Annotated in this window: 17 protein-coding genes; 15 read left to right on the top strand and 2 right to left on the bottom strand. The window is 62.6% G+C overall.

Annotated features, from left to right (window positions below):
• The first annotated feature begins 34 nt into the window (after window positions 1-34).
• The gene (locus NPS58_RS27785) at window positions 35-589 is read left to right on the top strand and encodes an NADPH-dependent FMN reductase (protein WP_274118404.1); all 555 of its coding nucleotides are present in this window, start codon (window positions 35-37) and stop codon (window positions 587-589) included.
• 86 nt (window positions 590-675) lie between these two features.
• On the opposite strand, the gene phnX is transcribed toward NPS58_RS27785, so the two are convergent.
• Both phnX and NPS58_RS27775 read right to left on the bottom strand, forming a co-directional pair.
• Window positions 676-1503, bottom strand: a complete 828-nt coding sequence (phnX, locus tag NPS58_RS27780) for a phosphonoacetaldehyde hydrolase (protein WP_274118403.1) — start codon at window positions 1501-1503, stop codon at window positions 676-678.
• A gap of 51 nt (window positions 1504-1554) precedes the next feature.
• Entirely contained in the window at window positions 1555-2661 is a 1107-nt protein-coding gene (locus tag NPS58_RS27775; RefSeq protein ID WP_274118402.1) for a 2-aminoethylphosphonate--pyruvate transaminase, read from the bottom strand.
• Window positions 2662-2773: 112 nt separating this feature from the next.
• Here NPS58_RS27775 and NPS58_RS27770 point away from each other — a divergent pair, with 112 nt between their 5' ends.
• From NPS58_RS27770 to NPS58_RS27705, 14 genes are all read left to right on the top strand, one after another.
• Entirely contained in the window at window positions 2774-3637 is an 864-nt protein-coding gene (locus tag NPS58_RS27770; protein WP_274118401.1) for a LysR substrate-binding domain-containing protein, read from the top strand.
• 74 nt (window positions 3638-3711) lie between these two features.
• Window positions 3712-4752: an AraC family transcriptional regulator gene (locus tag NPS58_RS27765; protein WP_274118400.1), complete on the top strand. Its 1041-nt coding sequence runs from the start codon at window positions 3712-3714 to the stop codon at window positions 4750-4752.
• Window positions 4753-4842: 90 nt separating this feature from the next.
• Window positions 4843-6495, top strand: coding sequence for an acyl-CoA synthetase (locus tag NPS58_RS27760; RefSeq protein ID WP_274118399.1), 1653 nt, complete (start codon window positions 4843-4845; stop codon window positions 6493-6495).
• A gap of 12 nt (window positions 6496-6507) precedes the next feature.
• A complete protein-coding gene (locus NPS58_RS27755; protein WP_274118398.1) occupies window positions 6508-7275 on the top strand; it encodes an SDR family NAD(P)-dependent oxidoreductase in 768 nt (255 codons plus the stop codon).
• 20 nt (window positions 7276-7295) lie between these two features.
• Entirely contained in the window at window positions 7296-8489 is a 1194-nt protein-coding gene (locus tag NPS58_RS27750; protein WP_274118397.1) for an acetyl-CoA C-acyltransferase, read from the top strand.
• Between the two features lie 8 nt (window positions 8490-8497).
• Window positions 8498-9625, top strand: a complete 1128-nt coding sequence (locus NPS58_RS27745; protein WP_274118396.1) for an acyl-CoA dehydrogenase — start codon at window positions 8498-8500, stop codon at window positions 9623-9625.
• Window positions 9626-9639: 14 nt separating this feature from the next.
• The gene (locus tag NPS58_RS27740; RefSeq protein WP_123568331.1) at window positions 9640-10413 is read left to right on the top strand and encodes an enoyl-CoA hydratase; all 774 of its coding nucleotides are present in this window, start codon (window positions 9640-9642) and stop codon (window positions 10411-10413) included.
• 78 nt (window positions 10414-10491) lie between these two features.
• Entirely contained in the window at window positions 10492-15063 is a 4572-nt protein-coding gene (locus NPS58_RS27735; RefSeq protein ID WP_274118395.1) for a dermonecrotic toxin domain-containing protein, read from the top strand.
• A 169-nt stretch (window positions 15064-15232) separates the two neighbouring features.
• Window positions 15233-16753: an acetaldehyde dehydrogenase ExaC gene (gene exaC / locus NPS58_RS27730; protein ID WP_274118394.1), complete on the top strand. Its 1521-nt coding sequence runs from the start codon at window positions 15233-15235 to the stop codon at window positions 16751-16753.
• A 110-nt stretch (window positions 16754-16863) separates the two neighbouring features.
• Window positions 16864-16935 carry a pyrroloquinoline quinone precursor peptide PqqA gene (pqqA, locus tag NPS58_RS27725; protein ID WP_009394664.1) on the top strand — a complete coding sequence of 24 codons (72 nt, stop codon included), beginning with the start codon at window positions 16864-16866 and terminating at the stop codon, window positions 16933-16935.
• 127 nt (window positions 16936-17062) lie between these two features.
• Window positions 17063-18226, top strand: a complete 1164-nt coding sequence (ercA, locus tag NPS58_RS27720) for an alcohol dehydrogenase-like regulatory protein ErcA (protein ID WP_274118393.1) — start codon at window positions 17063-17065, stop codon at window positions 18224-18226.
• Window positions 18210-19877 carry a PAS domain-containing hybrid sensor histidine kinase/response regulator gene (locus tag NPS58_RS27715; protein ID WP_274118392.1) on the top strand — a complete coding sequence of 556 codons (1668 nt, stop codon included), beginning with the start codon at window positions 18210-18212 and terminating at the stop codon, window positions 19875-19877. The genes ercA and NPS58_RS27715 overlap by 17 nt, the downstream gene beginning before the upstream one ends.
• 306 nt (window positions 19878-20183) lie before the next feature.
• The gene (locus NPS58_RS27710) at window positions 20184-20588 is read left to right on the top strand and encodes a TraR/DksA family transcriptional regulator (RefSeq protein WP_028945272.1); all 405 of its coding nucleotides are present in this window, start codon (window positions 20184-20186) and stop codon (window positions 20586-20588) included.
• A gap of 145 nt (window positions 20589-20733) precedes the next feature.
• On the top strand, window positions 20734-22362 hold the full coding sequence (locus tag NPS58_RS27705) for a methyl-accepting chemotaxis protein (protein ID WP_425313155.1): 1629 nt from the start codon (window positions 20734-20736) through the stop codon (window positions 22360-22362).
• Window positions 22363-22398 lie beyond the last annotated feature (36 nt).

The following is a 22398-nucleotide window of genomic DNA, read 5'->3' as shown; positions in this document are numbered from 1 at the left end:
CAACTTCCTATACCTTTCACGTCAGGAAATTGCCATGAGCCAGGTGTATTCGGTTGCCGTTGTCGTCGGCAGCTTGCGCAAGGAGTCCTACAATCGCAAGGTCGCCCGTGCGCTGGCAGAGCTTGCGCCCTCGAATCTCAAGTTGACAATCGTCGAAATCGGCGACCTGCCGCTTTATAACGAAGACATCGATGTCGACCCACCGGCTGCCTACAAGACCTTCCGCGAGCAGATCCGCAACAGCGATGCGGTACTGTTCGTGACGCCGGAGTACAACCGCTCGGTGCCGGGCGTACTGAAAAACGCCATTGACGTGGGGTCGCGACCCTATGGCCAAAGCGCCTGGAGCGGCAAGCCGGGGGCGGTGATCAGTGTGTCGCCGGGGGCGGTGGGCGGTTTTGGTGCCAACCATCATCTGCGCCAGTCGCTGGTGTTCCTCGATGTGCCCTGCATGCAGCAGCCCGAGGCCTATATCGGTGGGGCTGCGACGCTGTTCGATGACAGCGGCAAGCTCTCGGAGAAAGTCCGGCCGTTCCTGCAGACTGTTATCGACAAATATGCGGCGTGGGTCGAACGTCACCAGGGGTGAGTGGTTCGACGCCGTTGCGCTGAAAACGCCAGAAGCCGAGGCATTGACCTCGGCTTCTGGCGTTTGCGGCAGGTAACCCAGGCGCTTTACACCGCCTGCGGCATCTCACCTTTGGCCAGGCGACGGTTGATATCGGCAATCACCTCCGGCAGTTCATTGATGGTGTCGATCAAGTAGTGCGGGCGCGAGCCTTCGAACAGGGCGTGAATACGCTTGCGCTCGCTGTCGAGTTTGTCCGAAGCCAGGGCGCGATACCCTTCGTAGGTCAGGCCCAGGGCATTGCCCGAGCACACCAGTGCCACGGTCCACATGCCGGCACGGCGGCCTTCGAGAATGCCCGGCACCGTGTCGTCGACCTTCACGCAGGCAGCTACATCGTCGATGCCCAGGGCGATCACGTTGGCCAGGGCCTGGGCCGGCCACGGACGACCGTTGGGGGTCTCATCGGTGGCAACCACATGGTCGGCTACGTAGCCGTTCTGCGCGGCCAGCTCCACGACCTTGTCCATCACCACTTTCGGGTAACCGGAGCAAGAGCCGATTTTCAGGCCTTCGCTGCGCAGGCCTGTCAAGGTGTCCAGAGCGCCCGGGATCAGCGCCGAGTGCACGGCGATCTTCTCGATCTGCAGCGGCATGAAGCGGTTGTAAATGGCGGTGACATCGTCGTCGGTCGGGGTCCGGCCGAATACCTTGCGATAGCGTTCGGCAATTTGCGGTTGGTCGCACAGGGTGCGGATGTGGTCCCACTTGCCCATGCCCATCGGGCCGCGGGCTTCTTCGATGGAGACTTCGACGTCGAACTCGGCGAAGGCCTCGACAAAGATCTGGGTCGGGGCAAAGGAGCCAAAGTCGACCACGGTGCCGGCCCAGTCGAGGATGGCGGCTTGCAGTTGAGTCGGGTTGCTGTAGTTCATGTAAAGAGTTCCTTTAGCGGGTCGGTTCGCAGGTCAGGTAAAGGGCAGACTTCAGATTTCCAGCACTTCCATTTCACGCAGCACCTCGGCCACGGCATTGACCGCCGCTTGCATGCCGTCCGGGCCGACGCAGCCGATGCAGCCGACGCGGAAGGTTTCGACCTGGGTCAGCTTGCCGGGATAAAGGATGAAACCCTTGGCCTTGACGCGTTCGTAGAAATCCTTGAACTGGTAGCGCGGGTCTTTCGGGGCGTGGAAGGTGACGATGATCGGGGCCTGGATTTCGGCGGGCAGGAAGCTGCGCAGGCCAATGGCGGCCATGCCGTCGAGCAGGGCCTTGCAGTTGCTGGCGTAGCGTTGGTGACGGGCCGGCAGGCCACCTTCTTCGTTGTACTGCAGCAGGGCTTCATGCAGCGCCGCCACCACGTGGGTCGGTGGGGTGAAGCGCCACTGGCCGGTCTTGGCCATATAGGCGTGCTGGTCCTGCAGGTCCATGGCCAGCGACGGCGAGTTGCCTTCGGCGGCGGCCAGCGAGCCTTTATTGGCAAACACGAAGCCCATGCCGGGTACACCTTCCAGGCATTTGCCGGAGGCGGCGATAAGGGCATCGAACGGTACTTCGCGGGCGTCGATCGGCAAGGCGCCGAAGGAGCTCATGGCGTCGATGATCAAGCGCTTGCCGTGACGGGCAATGACCTGGGCAATTTCTGGCAGCGGGTTGAGGATGCCGGTGCTGGTCTCGCAATGGATCAGCGCCACGTGAGTGATGCTGTTGTCGGCGGCCAGCAGGCGGTCGACGTCGGCTGCCGTGGTCGGTTCGTCTTCGGCGGTTTCGAAGGTGCTGTAGGCGCGGCCCAGTACCTTGCAGATCTTTGCCAGGCGCTGGCCGTAGGCGCCATTGATCAACACCAGGACCTTGCCGTCACGCGGCACCAGGGTGCCGATGGCGGCTTCCACCGCAAACGTGCCGCTGCCTTGCAGGGGAACGCAGTGGTGACTGTCGGCGCCGCTGACGATGGCCAGCAGTTGCTCGCACAGGCTGGCGGTCAGTTCGTTGAAGTCACGGTCCCAGGAGCCCCAGTCCACCATCATTGCTTGGCGGGTACGGGCAGAGGTGGTCAGGGGGCCGGGGGTCAGCAGGATCGGGGCGTTACTCATTCCGGTGGTCCTCACAAGCGGTGGGCTGAATCTACGGGGCCTAAGTTGCAATTCTGAGCGTCATCAATCAAATTGTTTGTTGTTATGCCAGCCATAAGTCAGGCCGATAGATATGAACCTGTTCCAGCTCCGCGCTTTCGATGCCGTCGCCCGCGAGGGCAGCTTTACCCGTGCGGCCAGCCGCCTCTTCATCAGCCAGCCGGCGGTCACCGGGCATATCAAGGCACTGGAGGAGCACTATCAGATCACCCTGCTGCGGCGTACCGCGCGTCGGGTCGAGCTGACCGAGGAGGGGATTCGCCTGGCGGCGATCACCCGGGCGATGTTCGGCCTGGCCGAAGAAGCCCAGGCCATGCTCGAGGCCAATCGCCAGTTGCTGACCGGGCGCCTGGAGGTGGCCGCCGACGGCCCGCACCGAGTCATGCCGATGCTGGCTAAATTGCGCGCGCGCTACCCGGGCGTCACCGTCAACCTGCGCCTGGGCAATGCTCAGGAAACCCTGGCTGCATTGCTGTCCGAACATGCCGATGTGGCGGTAATGACGGAAGTGGAGCCACGCAAGGGCCTGCACCTGCAAAGCCTTGGCGACTCGCGGATCTGCGCCTTGCTACCGTCGAGCCACCCCTGGGCCCGGGAGCCCTGGGCCTTGCAGATCAGTGCGCTGAACCAGCAGATCATGGTGTTGCGCGAGCCCAGTTCGATCACCCGGCGCACCTTCGACCAGGCGTGCAGCGAGGCCCAGGTGCAGCCACGGGTATTGCTCGAGCTGGACAGCCGGGAGGCGGTGACCGAGGCGGTGGCGGCAGAGTTGGGTATCGGCATTGTCTCCTCGGTTGAAATCAGCCATGACCCACGGGTGGTCGCCCGGCCCATGGCCGGCCCGGGCCTGGCCAACCGGCACATGATCGGCTGCCTCGAGCGGCGCCGTGAACTGCGCCTGATCCAGGCGTTCCTGAGCCTTGCCACCACGGCGTGAAGCAAGGCTGGTATTTTCCGGGCGTGTCCCTAAGATGGCGCTCAAACAATGACAGGCAAGGCGAACGACTGCTGATGGCGGAGAAAGACACCATCTCCATGCAACTGGTGCGCGAGGCGCTGTTGCAAAGTTGCGCCCCAGGCGCACCCAGCCAGGCCATGCTCAGTCGCGTCGGCATTGACCCGACGCAGTTGCACGAGGCCGACGCCCGCGTACCGGCCAGTGCCTATGCAGAGCTCTGGCGCCTGTTGGCACGTCGTTGCCACGATGAATTCTTCTGCATGGACCCGCGCGGGCTGCGCACCGGCAGCCTGGCGTTTCTGTGCCGTTCGTCGATGACCCAGCCCTCCCTGGGTGCGGCGCTCGAAACCGCCCTGGCGTTCCTGGGGCTGATGCTCGAGCACCTGCAACCGGTGCTGGTGCGCCAGCAGAGCCTGGCCGAAATCGTCATCGGCGAGCCCCAGGAGACGCCACGCCGGCCCTTTACCTACTTCACCTTCTGGATGATCGTCCACGGTGTGGCCTGCTGGCTGGCCGGTCGACGCATTCCGATCCTGGCCATCGAGCTGCGCTGCGATGAGCCGCCGTTCTGCGACGATTACCGGGTGATGTTCTCGGAGAACCTGCAGTTCGGCCGTCCACGCACGCGCATGATCTTTGCCGCCGACTGCCTGGACCTGCCGCTCAAACGCACCCCGGAGGAGCTGCAACGGTTCCTTGCCGAGGCGCCTGGCAACATTCTGGTCAAGTACCGCGACCCTTCGAGCCTGGCCCGGCGCATCAAGGCATCGCTGCGCCAAGTGCCGGCGGGCGAGTGGCCCGAGACTGAAGGCCAGGCCCAGCAGTTGTGCATTTCGGCCTCGACCCTGCGCCGCCGCCTGGCCGAAGAGGGCCAGACCTACCAAGGCCTCAAGGACAGTGTGCGCAAGGAACTGGCGATTGCCTGGCTGGCCGAGGACCAGGTGAGCTTTGCCGAAATTGCCGACCGCCTGGGCTTTGCCGACAGCAGTTCCTTCTACAAGGCCTTTCGCAAATGGTACGGCTGCAATCCGGGCCATTACCGCACGTTGATCGGACAAGGCCACGGCGAACGCCAAACCAGTCATCCAGATTGACAGCTTTGGCCATTGTCGCGCCCCGGCTCTAGCGCGACTATCTCCAGATCATTCGTTTTATTCCAACAATAAAAAACGAGGAGTCTGGCGATGCGTGATTACCGCGGCGCAGCGAAAGGTTTCAACTACCAGCAGACCGCTGCAACTGTACTGCAGGGCAGCCTGGAAGCACTCAATGCCTGTGTCGAGTGCTGTGACCGGCATGTCGGTGACAACCGCATAGCACTGAACTGTGAAAGCCGCGATGGCAACAGCGCGCAGTACAGCTTCGAGCAGTTGCAAGAGGCTGCCGCACGTCTGGCCAACGTGCTCAAGAGCCAGGGCGTCGGCGCCGGCGATCGGGTTGCAGGCTTGATGCCGCGCACCGTAGAACTGCTGGTCACGGTCCTTGCCACCTGGCGCCTGGGTGCGGTCTACCAACCCCTGTTCACCGCGTTCGGGCCCAAGGCCATCGAGCACCGCCTGGAGCAGTCCGGGGCGAAAGTGGTGGTGACCGAGCCGCTCAACCGCAGCAAGCTCGATGACGTGCACGGCTGCCCGACGATCATCTGCGTCAATGCGCAGGCAAGCTCCACCGACCTGGATTTCCATACCGCCCTCAATGCCGCCAGCACGGACTGCGAGCCCGTGCTGCTGGGGTGCGATGCACCGTTTCTCCTGATGTTCACCTCAGGTACCACCGGCCCTGCCAAGCCACTGGAAGTGCCGCTGCGGGCGATTGTCGCGTTCCAGGGCTACATGCGCGATGCCATCGACCTGCGCCCCGAGGACAACTTCTGGAACCTGGCCGACCCAGGCTGGGCCTACGGTCTTTATTACGCGGTCACCGGCCCGCTGGCGCTGGGGCACGCGACGACCTTTTTCGACGGACCGTTCAGTGTCGAAAGTACCTGTCGGGTGATCAACAAATACGCCATCAGCAACCTGGCCGGGTCGCCCACGGCCTACCGCTTGCTGATCGCCGCCGGTAGTGAGTTCAGTGCGCCGATCAAAGGTCGCCTGCGGGTGGTCAGCAGCGCCGGCGAGCCGCTGAACCCGGAAGTGATCCGCTGGTTCGCCGACGAGCTGGACGTGACCATCCACGACCATTACGGCCAGACCGAACTGGGCATGGTGTTGTGCAACCATCACGGCCTGGAACATCCGGTACACCTGGGGTCGGCCGGCTTTGCCATTCCCGGGCATCGCATCGTGGTACTCGATGAGCAGCACAGCGAGTTGCCAGCGGGGCAGCCGGGCATTCTGGCGGTGGACCGCGAGCAGTCACCGCTGTGCTGGTTCGGTGGCTACCATGGTCTGCCGACCAAGTCCTTCGTCGGCAAGTACTACCTCAGCGGCGACACCGTCGAGCTCAACACCGATGGCAGCATCAGCTTTGTCGGTCGCAGCGACGATGTGATCACCACGTCCGGTTACCGGGTGGGGCCTTTCGATGTCGAGAGCGCATTGATCGAGCACCCGGCGGTCATCGAGGCGGCCGTGGTCGGCAAACCGGACCCGGAACGTACCGAGCTGATCAAGGCCTTCGTGGTGCTGGCCACCGGCCGGCAGCCCAGCGAAGCGTTGGCTGAAGAGCTGAAACAGCACGTGCGCCAGCGCCTCTACGCCCATGCCTACCCACGGGAAATCGAATTCGTCGGCGAGCTGCCCAAGACCCCGAGCGGCAAGCTGCAGCGCTTCATCCTGCGCAATCAGGAAATCGCCAAACAACAAGCCGCGCTGGCCCAGACCGCCAGCGCCTGAGGAACGATCATCATGCAGATTGCCAACAAGAACTTTATCGTCAGCGGCGGGGCCTCGGGCCTGGGCGCTGCTACCGCCCAGATGCTCATCGAGGCCGGCGCCCAGGTGATGCTGGTCGACCTCAATGCCCAGGCGGTTGCCGCTAAGGCACAAGCGTTGGGTCCCAAGGCACGCTTCGTGGTTGCCGACATCAGCCAGGAAGACGCCGCCAAGGCCGCGGTCGATGCCGCAGTGACTGCGTTCGGCAGCCTGCACGGTCTGATCAACTGCGCCGGTATCGTCGGCGCCGAGAAGGTGCTGGGCAAGAACGGCCCGCATGGCCTGGACAGCTTCAGCCGGGTGATCAACGTCAACCTGATCGGCAGCTTCAACCTGCTGCGACTGGCCGCCGCGGCCATGGCCGAAGGCGAGGCCAGCAGCGAAGGCGAGCGTGGGGTGATCATCAACACCGCCTCGATTGCCGCCTACGACGGCCAGATCGGCCAGGCAGCCTACGCCGCCTCCAAGGGCGCCATCGCCAGCCTGACCTTGCCCGCCGCACGCGAACTGGCGCGCTTCGGCATTCGCGTCATGACCATCGCCCCGGGTATTTTCGAAACCCCGATGATGGCCGGCATGACCCAGGAAGTGCGCGACTCACTGGCTGCTGGCGTGCCGTTCCCGCCGCGCCTGGGCCGCCCGCAGGAATATGCGGCACTGGCTCGCCACATCATGGAAAACAGCATGCTCAATGGCGAGGTGATCCGTCTCGACGGCGCCTTGCGCATGGCCGCCAAATAATTGCAGGAGGACGGAACATCATGACCCTTGCCAACGATCCGATCGTTATTGTCAGTGCCGTGCGCACGCCCATGGGCGGCTTGCAGGGCGACCTGAAAAGCCTCACCGCGCCGCAACTGGGCGCCGCCGCCATCCGCGCCGCCGTCGAGCGTGCCGGGGTGACACCGGACAGCGTCGAACAGGTGCTGTTCGGCTGCGTACTGCCGGCTGGCCTCGGTCAGGCACCCGCGCGCCAGGCTGCCCTGGGCGCAGGCCTGAACAAGAGCACCACCTGCACCACCCTGAACAAGATGTGCGGCTCTGGCATGCAGGCAGCCATCATGGCCCACGACCTGCTGCTGGCCGGCAGCGCCGATGTGGTGGTGGCCGGTGGAATGGAGAGCATGTCCAACGCCCCCTACCTGCTGGACAAGGCTCGCAGCGGCTACCGCATGGGCCACGGCAAAATCATCGACCACATGTTCTTCGACGGCTTGGAGGATGCCTACGACAAGGGCCGCCTGATGGGCACCTTTGCCGAGGACTGCGCCGAGCACAATGGCTTCACCCGTCAGCAGCAGGATGATTTCGCCATCGCTTCGCTGACCCGTGCGCAGCAGGCGATCAAGGATGGCAGCTTCGCCAGCGAGATCGTTCCGGTGCAAGTGACCGTGGGTAAAGAGCAGCGCCTGATCAGCGACGACGAGCAACCGCCCAAGGCCCGCCTGGACAAGATCCCACAACTCAAGCCGGCCTTCCGTGACGGCGGCAGCGTCACCGCGGCCAACTCCAGCTCCATCTCCGACGGTGCCGCGGCGCTGGTGCTGATGCGCCGCTCCCAGGCCGAAAAACAGGGGCTCAAGCCATTGGCGGTGATTCATGGCCATGCTGCGTTCGCAGACACCCCGGCCCTGTTCCCCACCGCGCCGATCGGCGCCATCGACAAGCTGCTCAAGCGTACCGGCTGGAACCTGGCCGAGGTCGATCTGTTCGAAATCAATGAAGCCTTCGCCGTGGTCACCCTGGCGGCAATGAAGCACCTGGACCTGCCCCACGACAAGGTCAACATCCACGGCGGGGCGTGCGCCCTGGGCCATCCGATCGGCGCCTCGGGCGCGCGCATTCTTGTCACATTGCTTGCCGCCCTTCGCCAGAAAGGCCTGCACCGCGGTGTGGCTGCCATCTGCATCGGCGGCGGTGAAGCCACGGCCATGGCCGTCGAGTGTCTGTACTGAGGTGCACCATGCTAGTTAACGACGAACAACAGCAAATCAGTGACGCGGTCCGCCAATTCGCCCAGGAACGGCTGCGCCCGTTCGCCGAACAGTGGGACCGCGAGCACCGCTTCCCCAAGGAAGCCATCGCCGAGATGGCCGAGCTGGGCCTGTTCGGCATGCTGGTGCCGGAGCAGTGGGGCGGTAGCGATACCGGCTATGTAGCCTATGCCATGGCCCTCGAAGAGATCGCGGCGGGCGACGGCGCCTGCTCGACCATCATGAGCGTGCACAACTCGGTGGGGTGTGTGCCGATCCTCAAGTTTGGCAGCGACGCGCAGAAGCAGCAGTTTCTCGTGCCGCTGGCCAGCGGCCAGATGCTCGGTGCTTTCGCCCTCACCGAACCCCAGGCCGGCTCCGATGCCAGCAGCCTGAAGACCCGGGCCCGGCGCGACGGCGATCACTACGTGCTCAATGGCTGCAAGCAGTTCATCACCTCCGGCCAGAACGCCGGGGTGGTGATCGTGTTCGCCGTCACCGACCCTGCAGCCGGCAAGCGCGGTATCAGTGCCTTTATCGTGCCGACCGACTCGCCGGGCTACCAGGTAGCGCGAGTGGAAGACAAGCTCGGCCAGCATGCCTCCGACACCTGCCAGATCGTTTTCGATGACGTGCGTGTGCCGGTGGCCAACCGTCTGGGCGAGGAAGGCGAAGGCTACAAGATCGCCCTGGCCAACCTCGAGGGCGGGCGTATCGGTATCGCTTCGCAATCGGTGGGCATGGCCCGCGCTGCCTTCGAAGTGGCGCGTGACTATGCCCGCGAGCGCCAGAGCTTCGGCAAGCCGCTGATCGAGCACCAGGCCGTGGCATTTCGCCTGGCCGACATGGCCACCCGCGTCGCCGTGGCCCGGCAGATGGTCCAGCATGCCGCTGCACTGCGTGATGCCGGGCGTCCGGCGCTGGTCGAAGCCTCGATGGCCAAGCTTTTTGCCTCGGAAATGGCCGAAAAGGTCTGTTCGGATGCCTTGCAGACACTGGGCGGTTATGGCTATCTGAGTGACTTTCCGCTGGAGCGCATCTACCGCGATGTGCGGGTCTGCCAGATTTATGAAGGCACCAGCGATATTCAGCGCATGGTCATTGCGCGCAATCTTTGAAGGGAGCAGCTTGCATGAGTTTCGAAACCATTCTGTTGGACATCCACGGCAAGGTCGGCCTGATCACCCTCAACCGCCCGCAGGCGCTCAATGCGCTCAATGCGCAGATCGTTGGCGAGATCAACCAGGCGCTGGACCAGCTCGAAGCTGACCCGAACATCGGTTGCGTGGTGCTGACAGGGTCGGCCAAGGCCTTCGCCGCGGGCGCCGACATCAAGGAAATGGCCGACCTGCGCTACCCGCAGATCTACGTCGATGACCTGTTCAGCGATGCCGACCGCATCGCCAATCGTCGCAAGCCGATTATCGCGGCCGTGTCCGGCTTTGCCCTTGGGGGCGGTTGCGAGCTGGCCATGATGTGCGACTTCATCCTCGCGGGCGACAATGCCAAGTTCGGCCAGCCCGAGATCAACCTCGGCGTGCTGCCAGGCATGGGCGGCACCCAGCGCCTGACCCGCGCGGTGGGTAAGGCCAAGGCCATGGAGCTGTGCCTGAGCGGCCGCCTGATGGGCGCCGAAGAGGCCGAGCGCGCAGGCCTGGTGGCACGTGTGGTACCGCAGGCGGAACTCCTTGAAGAAGCGCTGAAAGTGGCTGCCACCATCGCCAGCAAGTCGATCCCGATGACCATGATGGTCAAGGAGAGCGTCAACCGCGCCTTTGAAGTCAACCTCGCCGAAGGCGTGCGATTCGAGCGCCGGGTGTTCCATGCCGCCTTCGCCACCGAAGACCAGAAAGAGGGCATGGCTGCGTTCATCGCCAAGCGCGAGGCGCAGTTCAAGGACCGCTGAATCTAGCAGCATGTACCACCTGGGCGAGGGTGGGCGGTAGTGAAATGCAGCTTCCTTTCAGCAACAGGAAGCTTGCTCATGACACTGAACCCATCCCCCCTCGGCCAGATGGCCCTGAGTGCCACGCTCTGCGGCCCGATTGCCCGGCACTTCGCCCTTCGACCCTCGCTGCGTGAGGTCGCCGTCCAGGTAATCGAGCAGCAATGGCGTGAGCGCCAAATCGGCGGACCTGTTCCTTCCACGCTAACGCTGTACCGGGCATTGCCCACACAGGGCTGGCACCTGTACAGCCTGGCCGACGCCTTGATCGGTCGCTATTGCCAGGCATCCAACTTCAATCTCGGTGCCGGCATCGATGTGCTGAGCACCGACCTCAATTCTCTCACCCCGCGTGCCGCTGACGTTGACCTGCATGCCGTCGAGACGTTGCTCAACGAGTGCGGGCCGTTCCTGCTCGAAGAGTACAAGAGCGCCCTGACCGCTTTCTGGAGCAATGGCAGGGGTCAGGCAAGCAGCCCATGGGCATGGCTGGTGAAATATTTGCACGACGAGTTTGTCAGGGCTGCCGATCTTGAACTCAGTGCCGGTGCCCTGGACCCTCTGGAGGCAGCCACGGCGAAGGCGATGGCGGCGTTCCCTGAGGAGGCGCAGCGCGCGGAATGGGCGAACATGAAAGACAGCGAGGTTTGGCTGCTGAATCTCGATGCAATGATCAGATGGGGGCTGGATCCGGAATTGGCCAGCGCGCTGGTGATCGAGCGGCCGTTACCCGAGAAGCAGCGCACGGTGGTGCTGGTCTATACCCTGGCGGGCCGATTGTATCGTTTCGATTCTCGCCTGGCGCTGGTCACGACTCTGCTGCGTGGGCGGCGGCCACACGTACCTTTTTTCAGGTTGAGCCTGCACAGGACCCCCTGGCCGATGTTCCAGGCCCAGGCGACAATGCTGTTCGAGCAACAGTTGTTGTTGATCGACCGTATTGCCCAGGCGTCCCTTGGTGCCGATTCCCCTCGGGCGCAGTCGTTGGAGCAGGACCTGGATGAAGCCTCGTCACTGATCGAAATCTGCGAGGTCAATCAACGCCAGCTCCGGGAGCTGTACCAGAGCCAGTTGCCAGCGTGGCTGCAGCAGAGCGCGGACGTCGATCGCCGTGCCTACGCCAATGGCCTGGTGCGGTTGGCCGGTGTGCAGCGGCGAAGTGCGGGGAAATCGTTCTTGTATGACATACCGGAGATTATCGAGTACGCCAGAGGTGCGGTACACGCCGCGATTCTGGCCGATCACCCACAAGCGTCGGCATTGGATCTGGAGGACGTGGAGGTGGTCAACGAGCAGGTGAATGCGGCGGGGGCCGGCATCGGTGACACGCTGTTCCCCGTCGGCTCGATCAAGGAAGTGCGCTTTAGCCTGGTGCAGCTTGCGCTCGAAAACCTCTCGGTATTGCGGGCCGGTAAGGTAATGGTGCACCTGCGCGCAGGCGGTACTGTGCCCGATTGGCTGACGCGCCACTATCTTGAAAGCTTGGTGAGTCGCCTGGACCTGGGCAAGGTGTACCCGGATTTGCTACGCCAGAAACTGCTGGACGATGCACCGGCCCGCGTGGCGCGTCAGGCGTTGTTCATTGATCAGGTGCGGGTGCAATTGCCACTGCTGGCCCTGGAACAGTACCTGCGCAAATCAAACGGTTTTACCTCCCGTGGCGTCAAGTTGGTGAAGGCTGTCTTTGACCCTGTGCCCGGCGCCCCTGCGCTGGCGCGGATGCGGCCGTTGTCGTTCCTGCGCCGTGCAGGCGCCAAGGCGGATGTCGCCCTCAATACGTATTTGATCGATGACCGGGTGGGCGGCAGTGGGCCTTGTGTGTTGTACCGACCCTTGCATCGTCAGCCGTTGCGTGAATTCACCAGCTGTCAGGCCTTCTTCGAGGCACTGTGCGATGTAGGGGAGTTGCATGATGACGTGCTGTCACGCCTGGATGAAAAGGTGCATCCGATCTATGCCAGGGGTGGCTTTGAGCAGCCGCACATCGTGCGTTTTCTACCTGGCTCGGAGTTCTCGCCGATCGAAGTGCCGGCACCCGCCACGTTGGGGGAGACGGCCCTTTGCGACAACATCCTTGAGCATCTCTACATTTCCAGTGCGAAGGAGTTGGTGGCCCGGGCCGAGTCCCAGTCGGTGTCCAATAGCGAGAACCGCTGGCTGGCTTATGAAGAGTTCGGCTGGCAGATGTTCAACACGTTGCTGCCCTTTTTCAATGGTCTGGTGACTGTTTCGGCCTGGATGGTGCAGATGTTTGCCAGTCATCAAAGTGCTGTGCAGCAAGATGAGAATGAGTGTGAGCGGCTGGCCGAACTGCTTTTCAATGTTGCAGCGGCTCTGTTCGCATTCAGGACCGAGCCAGCGATGTCAAGTGCCCCGGCACGCCCGCTGGAGGCCGGTGCTTCGTTGTTGCCGCTGCCCAGTATCGATACCACTTCCGGGCATGCGATGAGTTCGCCTTCCGGCGCGATACTGGATGGCCTGGACTTCACTTGGGCGTCTGCCAATCAGCGCTTGAGCCTGGCTCAGCGTGAAGCACTGACGCCGCTGAAGGCTGGTTGGAGGTTGGCTCAACTTGGTCAACCGTTTCCCCGCGGGCCTCGACAAGGGTTGTACTTGCATGCTGAGCGTCTGTGGGTGAGCGTGGAGGGAAGCGTGTACGAAGTCATCATCAATGACGAAGGAACACGGGTCGTCGGTGCGCAAGGGCAGCTCGGGCCCTGGTTGCGTCAAACCTCTCCGGGTATCTGGGTCTTCGACCTTGGCTTGCGGTTACGCGCAGGCATGCCGCTCAATCGTCGCATCGAGCAAATGCGCGAGGCGAACAGGCAGCGGGTATCCGCGTTGGAACGGGTGTTGGCTGACCTTTCCCTCGAGCACGATGGGGCGCTTGCGCAGTTGGAGCAGGACCAGGCCCAGTTGGTCCTCGACGAACACCCCAGTGCCGAGACGCTACAGCGCTACATCGACAATATGCGTGCACACTGCCGGCGGTTGACCCAGGCCGACGAAAGCTTCATGGCACTGAATCAATTGAAGAGTCAGGTCAACTTCAGTCGGGCCCGAGCGAGCAACCTATTTGAGCTGGCGGGCACTCAAGTCCAGCTCGTGCATGTGTTGCGCTTGCAGTTCAGGGACACCATGAAGCTTGCCCGGGCCCTGCGTGACGGCAAAGGTTCGCATCAGGGGCAGCAAGGCGCGGTGGACCATGATGCGCTCAGGCATGGTCAGCTCATGGCGCTGTGTCGACGTGGTAAAACCATCATTGATGAGGTCCTTGGGCATTTCGAAGCCATCCGCGATGTACGTCGGCAATTGGGTGATTTATTCCCGGACGGGCCTTCGCTGGCCAGTGAAATCGACAAGCAGATCAGCAAGAGCGCTACCTACAGACACTGGCAGTCCAGTGATCTAACTATGCAGGGTGTCCTGATCCTGGAGGTGGATCAGGTAGATAGTTGGCAGTTGAGAGACTCAGTGAAATCGGCATGCGTTGGCTTGCAGATGCAGGGTACCCTCGATGGAGATACCTCGTTCACCCAGCAGGAGCGAATCGATGTGCTGGATGGCAGCGCGCGCAACTTTGCCGTTGCCCTGGAGGACGCGCGCAGTTATCAGGCAGGGGGCCGGGTCGAGGCCGTCAAGTCGCCCATCGAGGTGTACATCCGCACGCTGCAAACGTTGTTGCAAGAGGCCGAGACCGAGCTGGCGCAGCACATTCGGATGCAATCGGGCGATGAACCGGCCTTGCCAGGGACAGGCAAGCATACGGTGATCAAGACCCGTAATCGGGGCAGTGTGGTCGGCCAGCGGCGCAAAGGGTCTGGCGGTAAACCGGATACAGTGGTTGTGCTTGACCCGCTCGAGAACACGGAGCTGGCACGTTATGAGGAAACCACCGAAGCAGGCGTATGGCAGCCGGTTGTCGCGCCCGAAGTACCGCCAGCTACGCGAGCAAGCCTTGGCAATCTGCTCAAGCGTGCCGGCAAGTTGTTGAGCACAGCGGAACGGCAGATGCAGCGGGCCCGCAGCCAAGCCAGGACGGCAAGCATTGGGGTGGAGATGGAGGAGATCCTGGTGCAGCAAGCAGGCCCACTGGAAGCACTGGCCCAGGATATCGAAGAGGCCCTGACGGTGCAGAACGAGGTCGACCGTGCCACCAGCGGGCATGATGCGGCGATCGAGGCCAAGGCCTTGAGCGACAAAGCGACCGCAATGCGCGAGCTCGGCCGTGAGCTGCGCATCACCATCGCCAAAGTGCAACCTCCTACGGTCAGCCGTGTTGCCTACCTCAAGGCACAGGGCGAGATCAGTATTGCCCGGACCAAGGGGCGCGAGCCGAGTGCCCGGCGCAAAGGATTCCCCCAGGATTATCTGCAGGAGTACGTGATCAGCGACAAGGCCGGCCAGCCCCTGTGGTTTGCCCACTTCCACTATGCGAGTTTGGAGACGCAGAGCAGCGATTTCACCGCAGCGCACCTTAAAACCCGTGAACAGCGGTTCAGTGGCGGGCAGTATCAGGTCAAGAAGGAGCAGAACAACCAGGTGGTGATCCAGGTCTACCGTAGTCAGATCGATCTGGCATCTGCCCGTGCCTTGTTCCTGAATCTCTAGTGTGTTCGCCGGGGTGGCGAGCAAGGGCTGCTCGCCACCCCGGTCTTTTCCTTACTACCAAATGACTAGCCGTTCCCTGCCAAGGGCCGATTCGTGCTGCCCGCCTCGCTGACTAAGATCGAGTCACTGCCTGTCGTTGCGACAGGTCTCGATCAGCAGAGGTCCCATCATGATCTACGCAGCCCCCGGTACGCCGGATGCAATCGCCCACTTCAAGTCACGTTATGGCAACTACATCGGGGGTGAATTCGTCGCACCGCTCAGTGGCCAGTACTTCACCAACAGTTCTCCGGTCAATGGCCAGCCGATTGCCGAGTTTCCGCGCTCCAATGCTGACGACATCGAGCGGGCCCTGGACGCTGCCCATGCTGCTGCCGATGCCTGGGGGCGTACCTCGGTGCAAGAGCGTTCGCGGATCTTGCTGAAGATTGCCGACCGTATCGAGGAACACCTGGAGGTATTGGCCATCAGCGAAACCTGGGACAACGGCAAGGCCATTCGCGAGACACTCAATGCCGATGTGCCGCTGGCCGCCGATCACTTTCGCTACTTTGCCGGCTGCATCCGCGCCCAGGAAGGCAGTGCCGCCGAAATCAACGAGCTGACTGCGGCGTACCATTTCCACGAGCCGCTCGGTGTGGTCGGGCAAATCATTCCGTGGAACTTCCCGCTGCTGATGGCAGCCTGGAAACTGGCCCCGGCCCTGGCCGCCGGCAACTGCGTGGTGCTCAAGCCGGCCGAGCAGACGCCGCTGTCGATCACTGTGTTCGCCGAGTTGGTGGGCGACCTGCTGCCGGCGGGGGTGCTGAACATCGTGCAGGGCTATGGTCGCGAAGCGGGTGAAGCCCTGGCGACCAGCAAGCGCATCGCCAAGATCGCCTTCACCGGCTCGACCCCGGTGGGGTCGCACATTCTCAAGTGCGCGGCCGAGAACATCATCCCGTCCACGGTGGAACTGGGTGGCAAATCGCCAAACATTTTCTTCGACGACATCATGCAGGCCGAACCTGCGTTCATCGAGAAAGCTGCCGAAGGCCTGGTGCTGGCGTTCTTCAACCAGGGGGAGGTCTGTACGTGCCCGTCACGGGCCCTGGTGCAGGAGTCGATCTACGAGCCGTTCATGGAACAGGTGCTGAAGAAGATCGCCCAGATCAAGCGCGGCAACCCCCTGGATACCGAGACCATGGTGGGTGCCCAAGCCTCTGAACAGCAATACGACAAGATTCTTTCCTACCTGCAGATCGCCAGGGAGGAGGGCGCGCAAGTACTGGCCGGTGGCGACAGCGAGCGCTTGAGCGGTGACCTGGCCACCGGCTATTACATCCAGCCGACCCTGCTCAAGGGGCATAACCAGATGCGCGTGTTCCAGGAGGAGATCTTCGGGCCGGTGGTAGGCGTGACCACCTTCAAGGACGAGGCCGAGGCGCTGGCCATCGCCAACGACACCGAGTTCGGGTTGGGCGCCGGTGTGTGGACCCGTGACATCAACCGCGCCTACCGCATGGGCCGCGGCATCAAGGCGGGCCGCGTGTGGACAAACTGCTACCACCTGTACCCGGCCCATGCCGCGTTCGGTGGCTACAAGAAATCCGGGGTCGGTCGCGAGACCCACAAGATGATGCTCGATCACTACCAGCAGACCAAGAACCTGCTGGTCAGTTACGACATCAATCCGCTGGGGTTCTTCTGATCGTCCGGGTAGCTGTACCAAATCGCTTCCAAAGTAGCATTCGACCCGCACCGGCAACGGTGTATTAATAGAAGCACCGCAATCCTGTGGTGCCAGACGAGGATGGACCTATGTGGAAAAAGCCTGCGTTCACTGATCTGCGAATCGGATTTGAAGTGACGATGTACTTCGCCAATCGTTGATCCCTCTGGCGCCGGTTGCTGCTTGCAGTAGCCGGCGTTGTCGTTTCAGGCCCTTTGGGCCTGATTGCATTCATACCCGGATGCAGTAGGCTGGCGCTTACGACTACAACAACAATACAGGCGTCGCATGAGCCCGAAATTGAGCCAGTTGCGCAAATTCGTTTCCCCGGAAATCATCTTTGGCGCCGGTTGCCGACATCATGTGGCCAACTACGCCAGAACCTTCGGCGCGCGCAAGGTACTGCTGGTCAGCGACCCGGGCGTGATCGCCGCTGGCTGGGTCGCCGATATCGAGGCCAGCCTGCAAGGGCAGGGGATCGACTACTGTCTGTACACCGACGTCTCGCCCAATCCTCGGGTCGAAGAGGTGATGAGCGGCTCCGAGCGCTATCGCAGCGAGCAATGCGACGTGATCGTCGCTGTCGGCGGTGGCAGCCCGATGGACTGTGCCAAGGGCATCGGCATCGTGGTGGCCCATGGTCGGCACATTCTCGAGTTCGAAGGCGTTGACACTATCCGCGTGCCCAGCCCCCCCTTGATCCTCATCCCCACCACCGCCGGCACATCAGCCGACGTATCTCAGTTCGTGATCATCTCCAACCAACAGGAGCGAATGAAGTTTTCCATCGTCAGCAAGGCGGTGGTGCCCGATGTGTCGTTGATCGACCCGCAGACCACTCTGAGCATGGACCCGTTCTTGTCGGCCTGTACCGGCATCGACGCGCTGGTCCACGCCATCGAGGCATTCGTATCCACCGGCCATGGCCCCTTGACCGACCCTCATGCCCTGGAAGCCATGCGCCTGATCAACGGTAACCTGGTGGAGATGATCGCCAACCCGGGCGATATCGCCCTGCGGGAAAAAATCATGCTCGGCAGCATGCAGGCCGGGCTCGCGTTTTCCAATGCGATTCTCGGTGCGGTGCATGCCATGTCCCATAGCCTGGGCGGGTTTCTCGACTTGCCGCATGGGCTGTGCAACGCGGTGCTGGTCGAGCACGTGGTGGCCTTCAACTACAGCGCCGCGCCCGATCGCTTCAAAGTCATCGCACAGACCTTGGGCATCGACTGTCGTGGCCTCAACCACAAGCAGATCAGCCAGCGCCTGGTCGAGCACCTGATCGCCCTCAAGCATGCGGTTGGCTTCCATGAAACCTTGAGCCTGCATGGGGTAGGGACGACGGACATTCCGTTCTTGTCGCAGCACGCCATGCACGACCCCTGCATCCTCACCAACCCGCGCAGCTCGAGCCAGCGCGATGTCGAGGTGGTGTATGGCGAGGCCCTCTGACCCACAGGGTGATGCCCTGGCCGGGCTGTTGGGGCTGAGCAATCACACCGTACGCAAAAGTCATTATCCGGAGTTGGCGGTACGCCTGGAGGAACTGGAAGCCGAGCGCAATCGCTACAAGTGGCTGTTCGAGCATGCCGTGCACGGGATTTTCCAGGCCAGCCTTGTCGATGGCATGCGCGCTGCCAACCCGGCGCTGGCACGCATGCTGGGCTACCCCGATGCACCTGCGCTGCTGCTCTCGCGCCGGGACCTGGCCAGCCACCTGTTTGCCGGAGGCCAGGACGAGCTGCTGGCCATCGCCCAGTCGTTGCAACGCGAACAAGCGCTGCTCGGGTATGAGACCCAGTTGCGCCGGCGTGACGGCAGCCATATCGACGTGCTGATGAACCTGCTGTTGCGCCCCGACGAGCCGGGCGTGGTGGAAGGCTTCGTGGCCGATATCACCGAGCGCAAACTGGCCCAGCAACGTCTGCAGCAGCTCAACGATCAACTGGAACAACGGGTCGCGGAGCGCACCAACGAACTGATCGAGGCGCGTGACGCCGCCCAGGCGGCCAATCGCAGCAAGGACAAGTACCTGGCCGCCGCCAGTCATGATCTGTTGCAACCCCTCAATGCGGCGCGGCTGCTGATTTCCACGCTGCGCGAGCGCCGTTTGCCCGGTGCCGAGCAGCAGTTGGTCGAGCGCGCGCACCAGGCGCTGGAAGGTGCCGAAGACTTGCTGACCGACCTGCTGGATATCTCCCGGCTGGATCAGGCCGCGATCAAGCCGGACCTTGACCTCTACAGCCTGGACGAAGTGCTGGCGCCCCTGGCCTCGGAGTTCCAGCCAGTGGCCGAGGCTGCCGGCCTGGGCTTGCGGGTGCGCAGCGGCCGCTTGGCCGTGCGTACCGATCTGCGCCTGTTGACGCGGATTTTGCGCAACTTTATCAGCAACGCCTGCCGCTACACCGAGCAGGGGCAGATTCTGCTCGGTGCCCGCCGCCAGGGCGAACATGTGCGGCTGGAGGTCTGGGATACCGGGCGCGGTATTGCTGCGGATCGCCTGCAATCGATTTTCCTCGAGTTCAACCAGCTGGACGTGGGGCGCGCCGCCGACCGCAAGGGGGTGGGGCTGGGCCTGGCCATCGTCGAGCGCATTGCGCGCATTCTCGAGTATCGAGTACAGGTGCGTTCCTGGCCGGGCTGTGGCTCGGTGTTCAGCATCGAGGTGCCGTTGTCGGCACACCTGCCGCACGTTCCTGCCGCGACGGCCCTGGCGCACACCGCCCTCGGCGACCCATTGCCGGGGCGACGCCTGTTGGTACTCGACAACGAGTCGAGTATCCAGCAAAGCATGGCAGCGCTGCTGCAGCAGTGGGGGTGCGAGGTGGTCACTGCGGCCGACTATAGCGAAGCATTGGCGGTACTTGCGGGGCGGGCACCGGAGCTGATCCTGGCGGATTTTCACCTCGATCACGGGGTGACCGGGTGCGAGGTGGTGCGTGACCTGCGCGGTTATTTTGGTCAGCGCATCGCCGCCGTGATGATCACGGCGGATCGCAGCGAGCAGAGTCGCCGGGCCATGCAACGCCTCGGCGCACCGTTGCTGAACAAACCGGTGAAGCCAGGCAAGTTGCGTGCGGTGTTGAGCCAGTTGCTCGGTTGAAGCAAACGCACTGATAGTGGCACGCGAGAATTTGTTACAAGCTTTTTGTCGCCAATACACCGTTTGTCCCCAGGAAAGCGCCGCGCAGGTGGTTTTTTTGTTATAAACCCGCGCCAGGGGAAGCACTTGTGGGCCTTTTCGGTCAATTGCACCGTCATTCCTGTTGCCCAGTGCGAATCTCGGCCGTAGACTGCCGCCCCCTGTAAATTGAGTGCCGGATGGTGCTTGAAGAATTCCGCTGCTGGCGAGTTGTTCGCCAGGAGCACCCGATTCGCCTTAATGCACGTATTTTTTATAGAGAAATCAATGACAAAGGAAAAGTTGCTGGCCATGCCGGCCGATGACTACATGAACGCTGAGCAACTGGCTTACTTCACCGCGCTGCTGCAGTCGATGAAGGTTGAGACCCATGAGCGCATCGAGCAAAGCCGTGTAACCATCGAAAGCCTGGATACGCCTGCCGATCCTGCCGACGCCGCCTCGGTCGAAGAAGAGCGCCACTGGTTGGTCAACGCGATCGAACGTGATCAGCGTTTGCTGCCGCAACTGGAGATGGCGCTGGGCCGTATCGCCGACGAGAGCTTCGGCTGGTGTGACGACAGCGGTGAGCCGATCGGCCTGAAGCGCCTGCTGATCAGCCCGACCACCAAGTACTGCATCGAAGCTCAAGAGCGTCACGAGCAGATCGACAAGCACCAGCGTCAAGCCTGACAGACACGGGTGTCCAACAAAAACCCCGGGGATCGCTCCCCGGGGTTTTTGCGTTTGTTGCCCTGCATCAATGGTAAAGGCTGTACACCGAAAGGAGCATGGATAATGGCGTTATAGTGGCTTTTAATGGCCGCACAATAACAACATGCTGCGTTGGAGCCCGAACATGCCGCGAAATGGATCGCTTTCTGGTGACTTGCTGGAGCCCGAAGCTACTTCGAGTGTTGCTACGCCCTGGTCGACGCTGTTGCTGCAAAGCCTGGTGCTGGTGGGGGTATTGGCAGCCATGGCCTTTGCCGATGTGTCGTTCTATGTGTGCTTGCCGCTGGCAGTGCTGGTCCTGTGGGCACCTCGCCTGCGCAAACCGGCTGCCGTTGTCGAGGCTGCCAGCGACCCGCTGGGCGAGCTGACCCGCGACCTTGCCAAGACCACCAGCCACAACGCGCTGTCGGCGGCGGGCGTGGCGTTCTCGGTGCAGCAATTGGCGAGCAAGTTGCAGTCGCAGTTGGACGCTGCTGTGCAGATTGTCAGCAGTGCCGAAGTCATGATCGGCACCGAGAAGGCCACCTCGCAACTGAGCCAGCATGCCTTGGTCGCCGCTCGCACCGCTCACCAGAGCAGCGCCAGCGGGCGCGTGGTGCTGGCGGAGTCGATCCAGCGGATGCACCACTTGAGCGCACGTGCCACTGCCAGCCGCGAGCTGATCGAGGCTTTGCACCAGCGCAGCGAAGACATCGCCCGGGTGACCCTGGTGATTCAGGCCATCGCCAGCCAGACCAACCTGTTGGCGCTGAACGCCGCCATCGAGGCGGCCAGGGCAGGGGAACATGGCCGTGGCTTTGCCGTGGTGGCCGATGAGGTTCGCGGCTTGGCCGGGCGCACTGCCACTGCCACGCAAGAGGTTGGCCTGATGGTCGCCGACATTCAGCAGCGTACGGCCCAGGTGGTCGAGCAGATTCGCGCCTTGTCCGATGACCTGCATAGCGGTGTCGACCAGGTCGAGCACACCGGTGAGCAACTGGACAGCATCGCCGGCCTGGCTGCCGGCGTGGAGCAGCAGATCGGCGAGATCGCCGAGGGTACCGAGACCAACCGGGTGCAACTGGACAGCCTGTTTCAGGCGGTGGCGCGCATGCGCAGCGACCTGCAGGCCAGCGACCAGCAAACCCAGCGGCTGGCCCAGGCCGCGGTGCAACTGGAGGGCCAGGCTGAAAGCATCAGCGAACGACTGGCGGAAGTCGGCCTGGATGATTACCACCAGCGTGTGTACGACCTTGCACGTCAAGGTGCCCAGCAGATCGCGGCACAATTCGAAGCTGACATTGCCCAGGGGCGAATTGGCCTGGAGGACTTGTTCGATCGTCATTACCAGCACATCGCGGGCACCGCGCCGGCACGCTACCAGACGCGTTTCGACCGCTATACCGATCAGGTCCTGCCCGCCATCCAGGAGCCCTTGCTCAAGCAGCATGAAGGGCTGGTGTTCGCGATTGCCTGTACCCAGCAAGGCTACGTACCGACCCATAACACGGCATTCAACCAGCCGTTGACCGGGGATGAGGCCGTGGACACCGCGCACAATCGCAGCAAGCGCAAGTTCGACGACCGTACCGGGATTCGTTGCGGCAGCCACCAGCAGGCAGTGCTGCTACAAACGTACACCCGTGACACGGGGGAGCTGATGCACGATCTTTCGGTGCCGATCCGGGTCAAGGGGCGTCATTGGGGTGGGTTGCGGCTGGGCTACCGTCCGCAGCAAGCGGTGTTCAATTGAGTCAGCTTTGTTACCGCTGATGCAAAACAGCTATGC

The organism is Pseudomonas putida (genome assembly GCF_028682455.1).
In the GTDB taxonomy this organism is placed as follows: domain Bacteria; phylum Pseudomonadota; class Gammaproteobacteria; order Pseudomonadales; family Pseudomonadaceae; genus Aquipseudomonas; species Aquipseudomonas putida_AA.
This window is presented reverse-complemented; position numbering and strand designations above follow the sequence as displayed.

What these genes read in the sequence shown, in the direction of transcription:
- NPS58_RS27785 (WP_274118404.1), top strand. Translation starts at nt 35, where the DNA reads ATGAGCCAGGTGTATTCGGTTGCCGTTGTCGTCGGCAGCTTGCGCAAG.
- NPS58_RS27775 (WP_274118402.1), bottom strand. Translation starts at nt 2,661, where the DNA reads ATGAGTAACGCCCCGATCCTGCTGACCCCCGGCCCCCTGACCACCTCT.
- NPS58_RS27735 (WP_274118395.1), top strand. Translation starts at nt 10,492, where the DNA reads ATGACACTGAACCCATCCCCCCTCGGCCAGATGGCCCTGAGTGCCACG.
- NPS58_RS27740 (WP_123568331.1), top strand. Translation starts at nt 9,640, where the DNA reads ATGAGTTTCGAAACCATTCTGTTGGACATCCACGGCAAGGTCGGCCTG.
- NPS58_RS27710 (WP_028945272.1), top strand. Translation starts at nt 20,184, where the DNA reads ATGACAAAGGAAAAGTTGCTGGCCATGCCGGCCGATGACTACATGAAC.
- NPS58_RS27765 (WP_274118400.1), top strand. Translation starts at nt 3,712, where the DNA reads ATGGCGGAGAAAGACACCATCTCCATGCAACTGGTGCGCGAGGCGCTG.
- exaC (WP_274118394.1), top strand. Translation starts at nt 15,233, where the DNA reads ATGATCTACGCAGCCCCCGGTACGCCGGATGCAATCGCCCACTTCAAG.
- ercA (WP_274118393.1), top strand. Translation starts at nt 17,063, where the DNA reads ATGAGCCCGAAATTGAGCCAGTTGCGCAAATTCGTTTCCCCGGAAATC.
- NPS58_RS27755 (WP_274118398.1), top strand. Translation starts at nt 6,508, where the DNA reads ATGCAGATTGCCAACAAGAACTTTATCGTCAGCGGCGGGGCCTCGGGC.
- NPS58_RS27770 (WP_274118401.1), top strand. Translation starts at nt 2,774, where the DNA reads ATGAACCTGTTCCAGCTCCGCGCTTTCGATGCCGTCGCCCGCGAGGGC.
- NPS58_RS27715 (WP_274118392.1), top strand. Translation starts at nt 18,210, where the DNA reads ATGGCGAGGCCCTCTGACCCACAGGGTGATGCCCTGGCCGGGCTGTTG.
- NPS58_RS27750 (WP_274118397.1), top strand. Translation starts at nt 7,296, where the DNA reads ATGACCCTTGCCAACGATCCGATCGTTATTGTCAGTGCCGTGCGCACG.
- NPS58_RS27705 (WP_425313155.1), top strand. Translation starts at nt 20,734, where the DNA reads ATGCTGCGTTGGAGCCCGAACATGCCGCGAAATGGATCGCTTTCTGGT.
- phnX (WP_274118403.1), bottom strand. Translation starts at nt 1,503, where the DNA reads ATGAACTACAGCAACCCGACTCAACTGCAAGCCGCCATCCTCGACTGG.
- NPS58_RS27745 (WP_274118396.1), top strand. Translation starts at nt 8,498, where the DNA reads ATGCTAGTTAACGACGAACAACAGCAAATCAGTGACGCGGTCCGCCAA.
- NPS58_RS27760 (WP_274118399.1), top strand. Translation starts at nt 4,843, where the DNA reads ATGCGTGATTACCGCGGCGCAGCGAAAGGTTTCAACTACCAGCAGACC.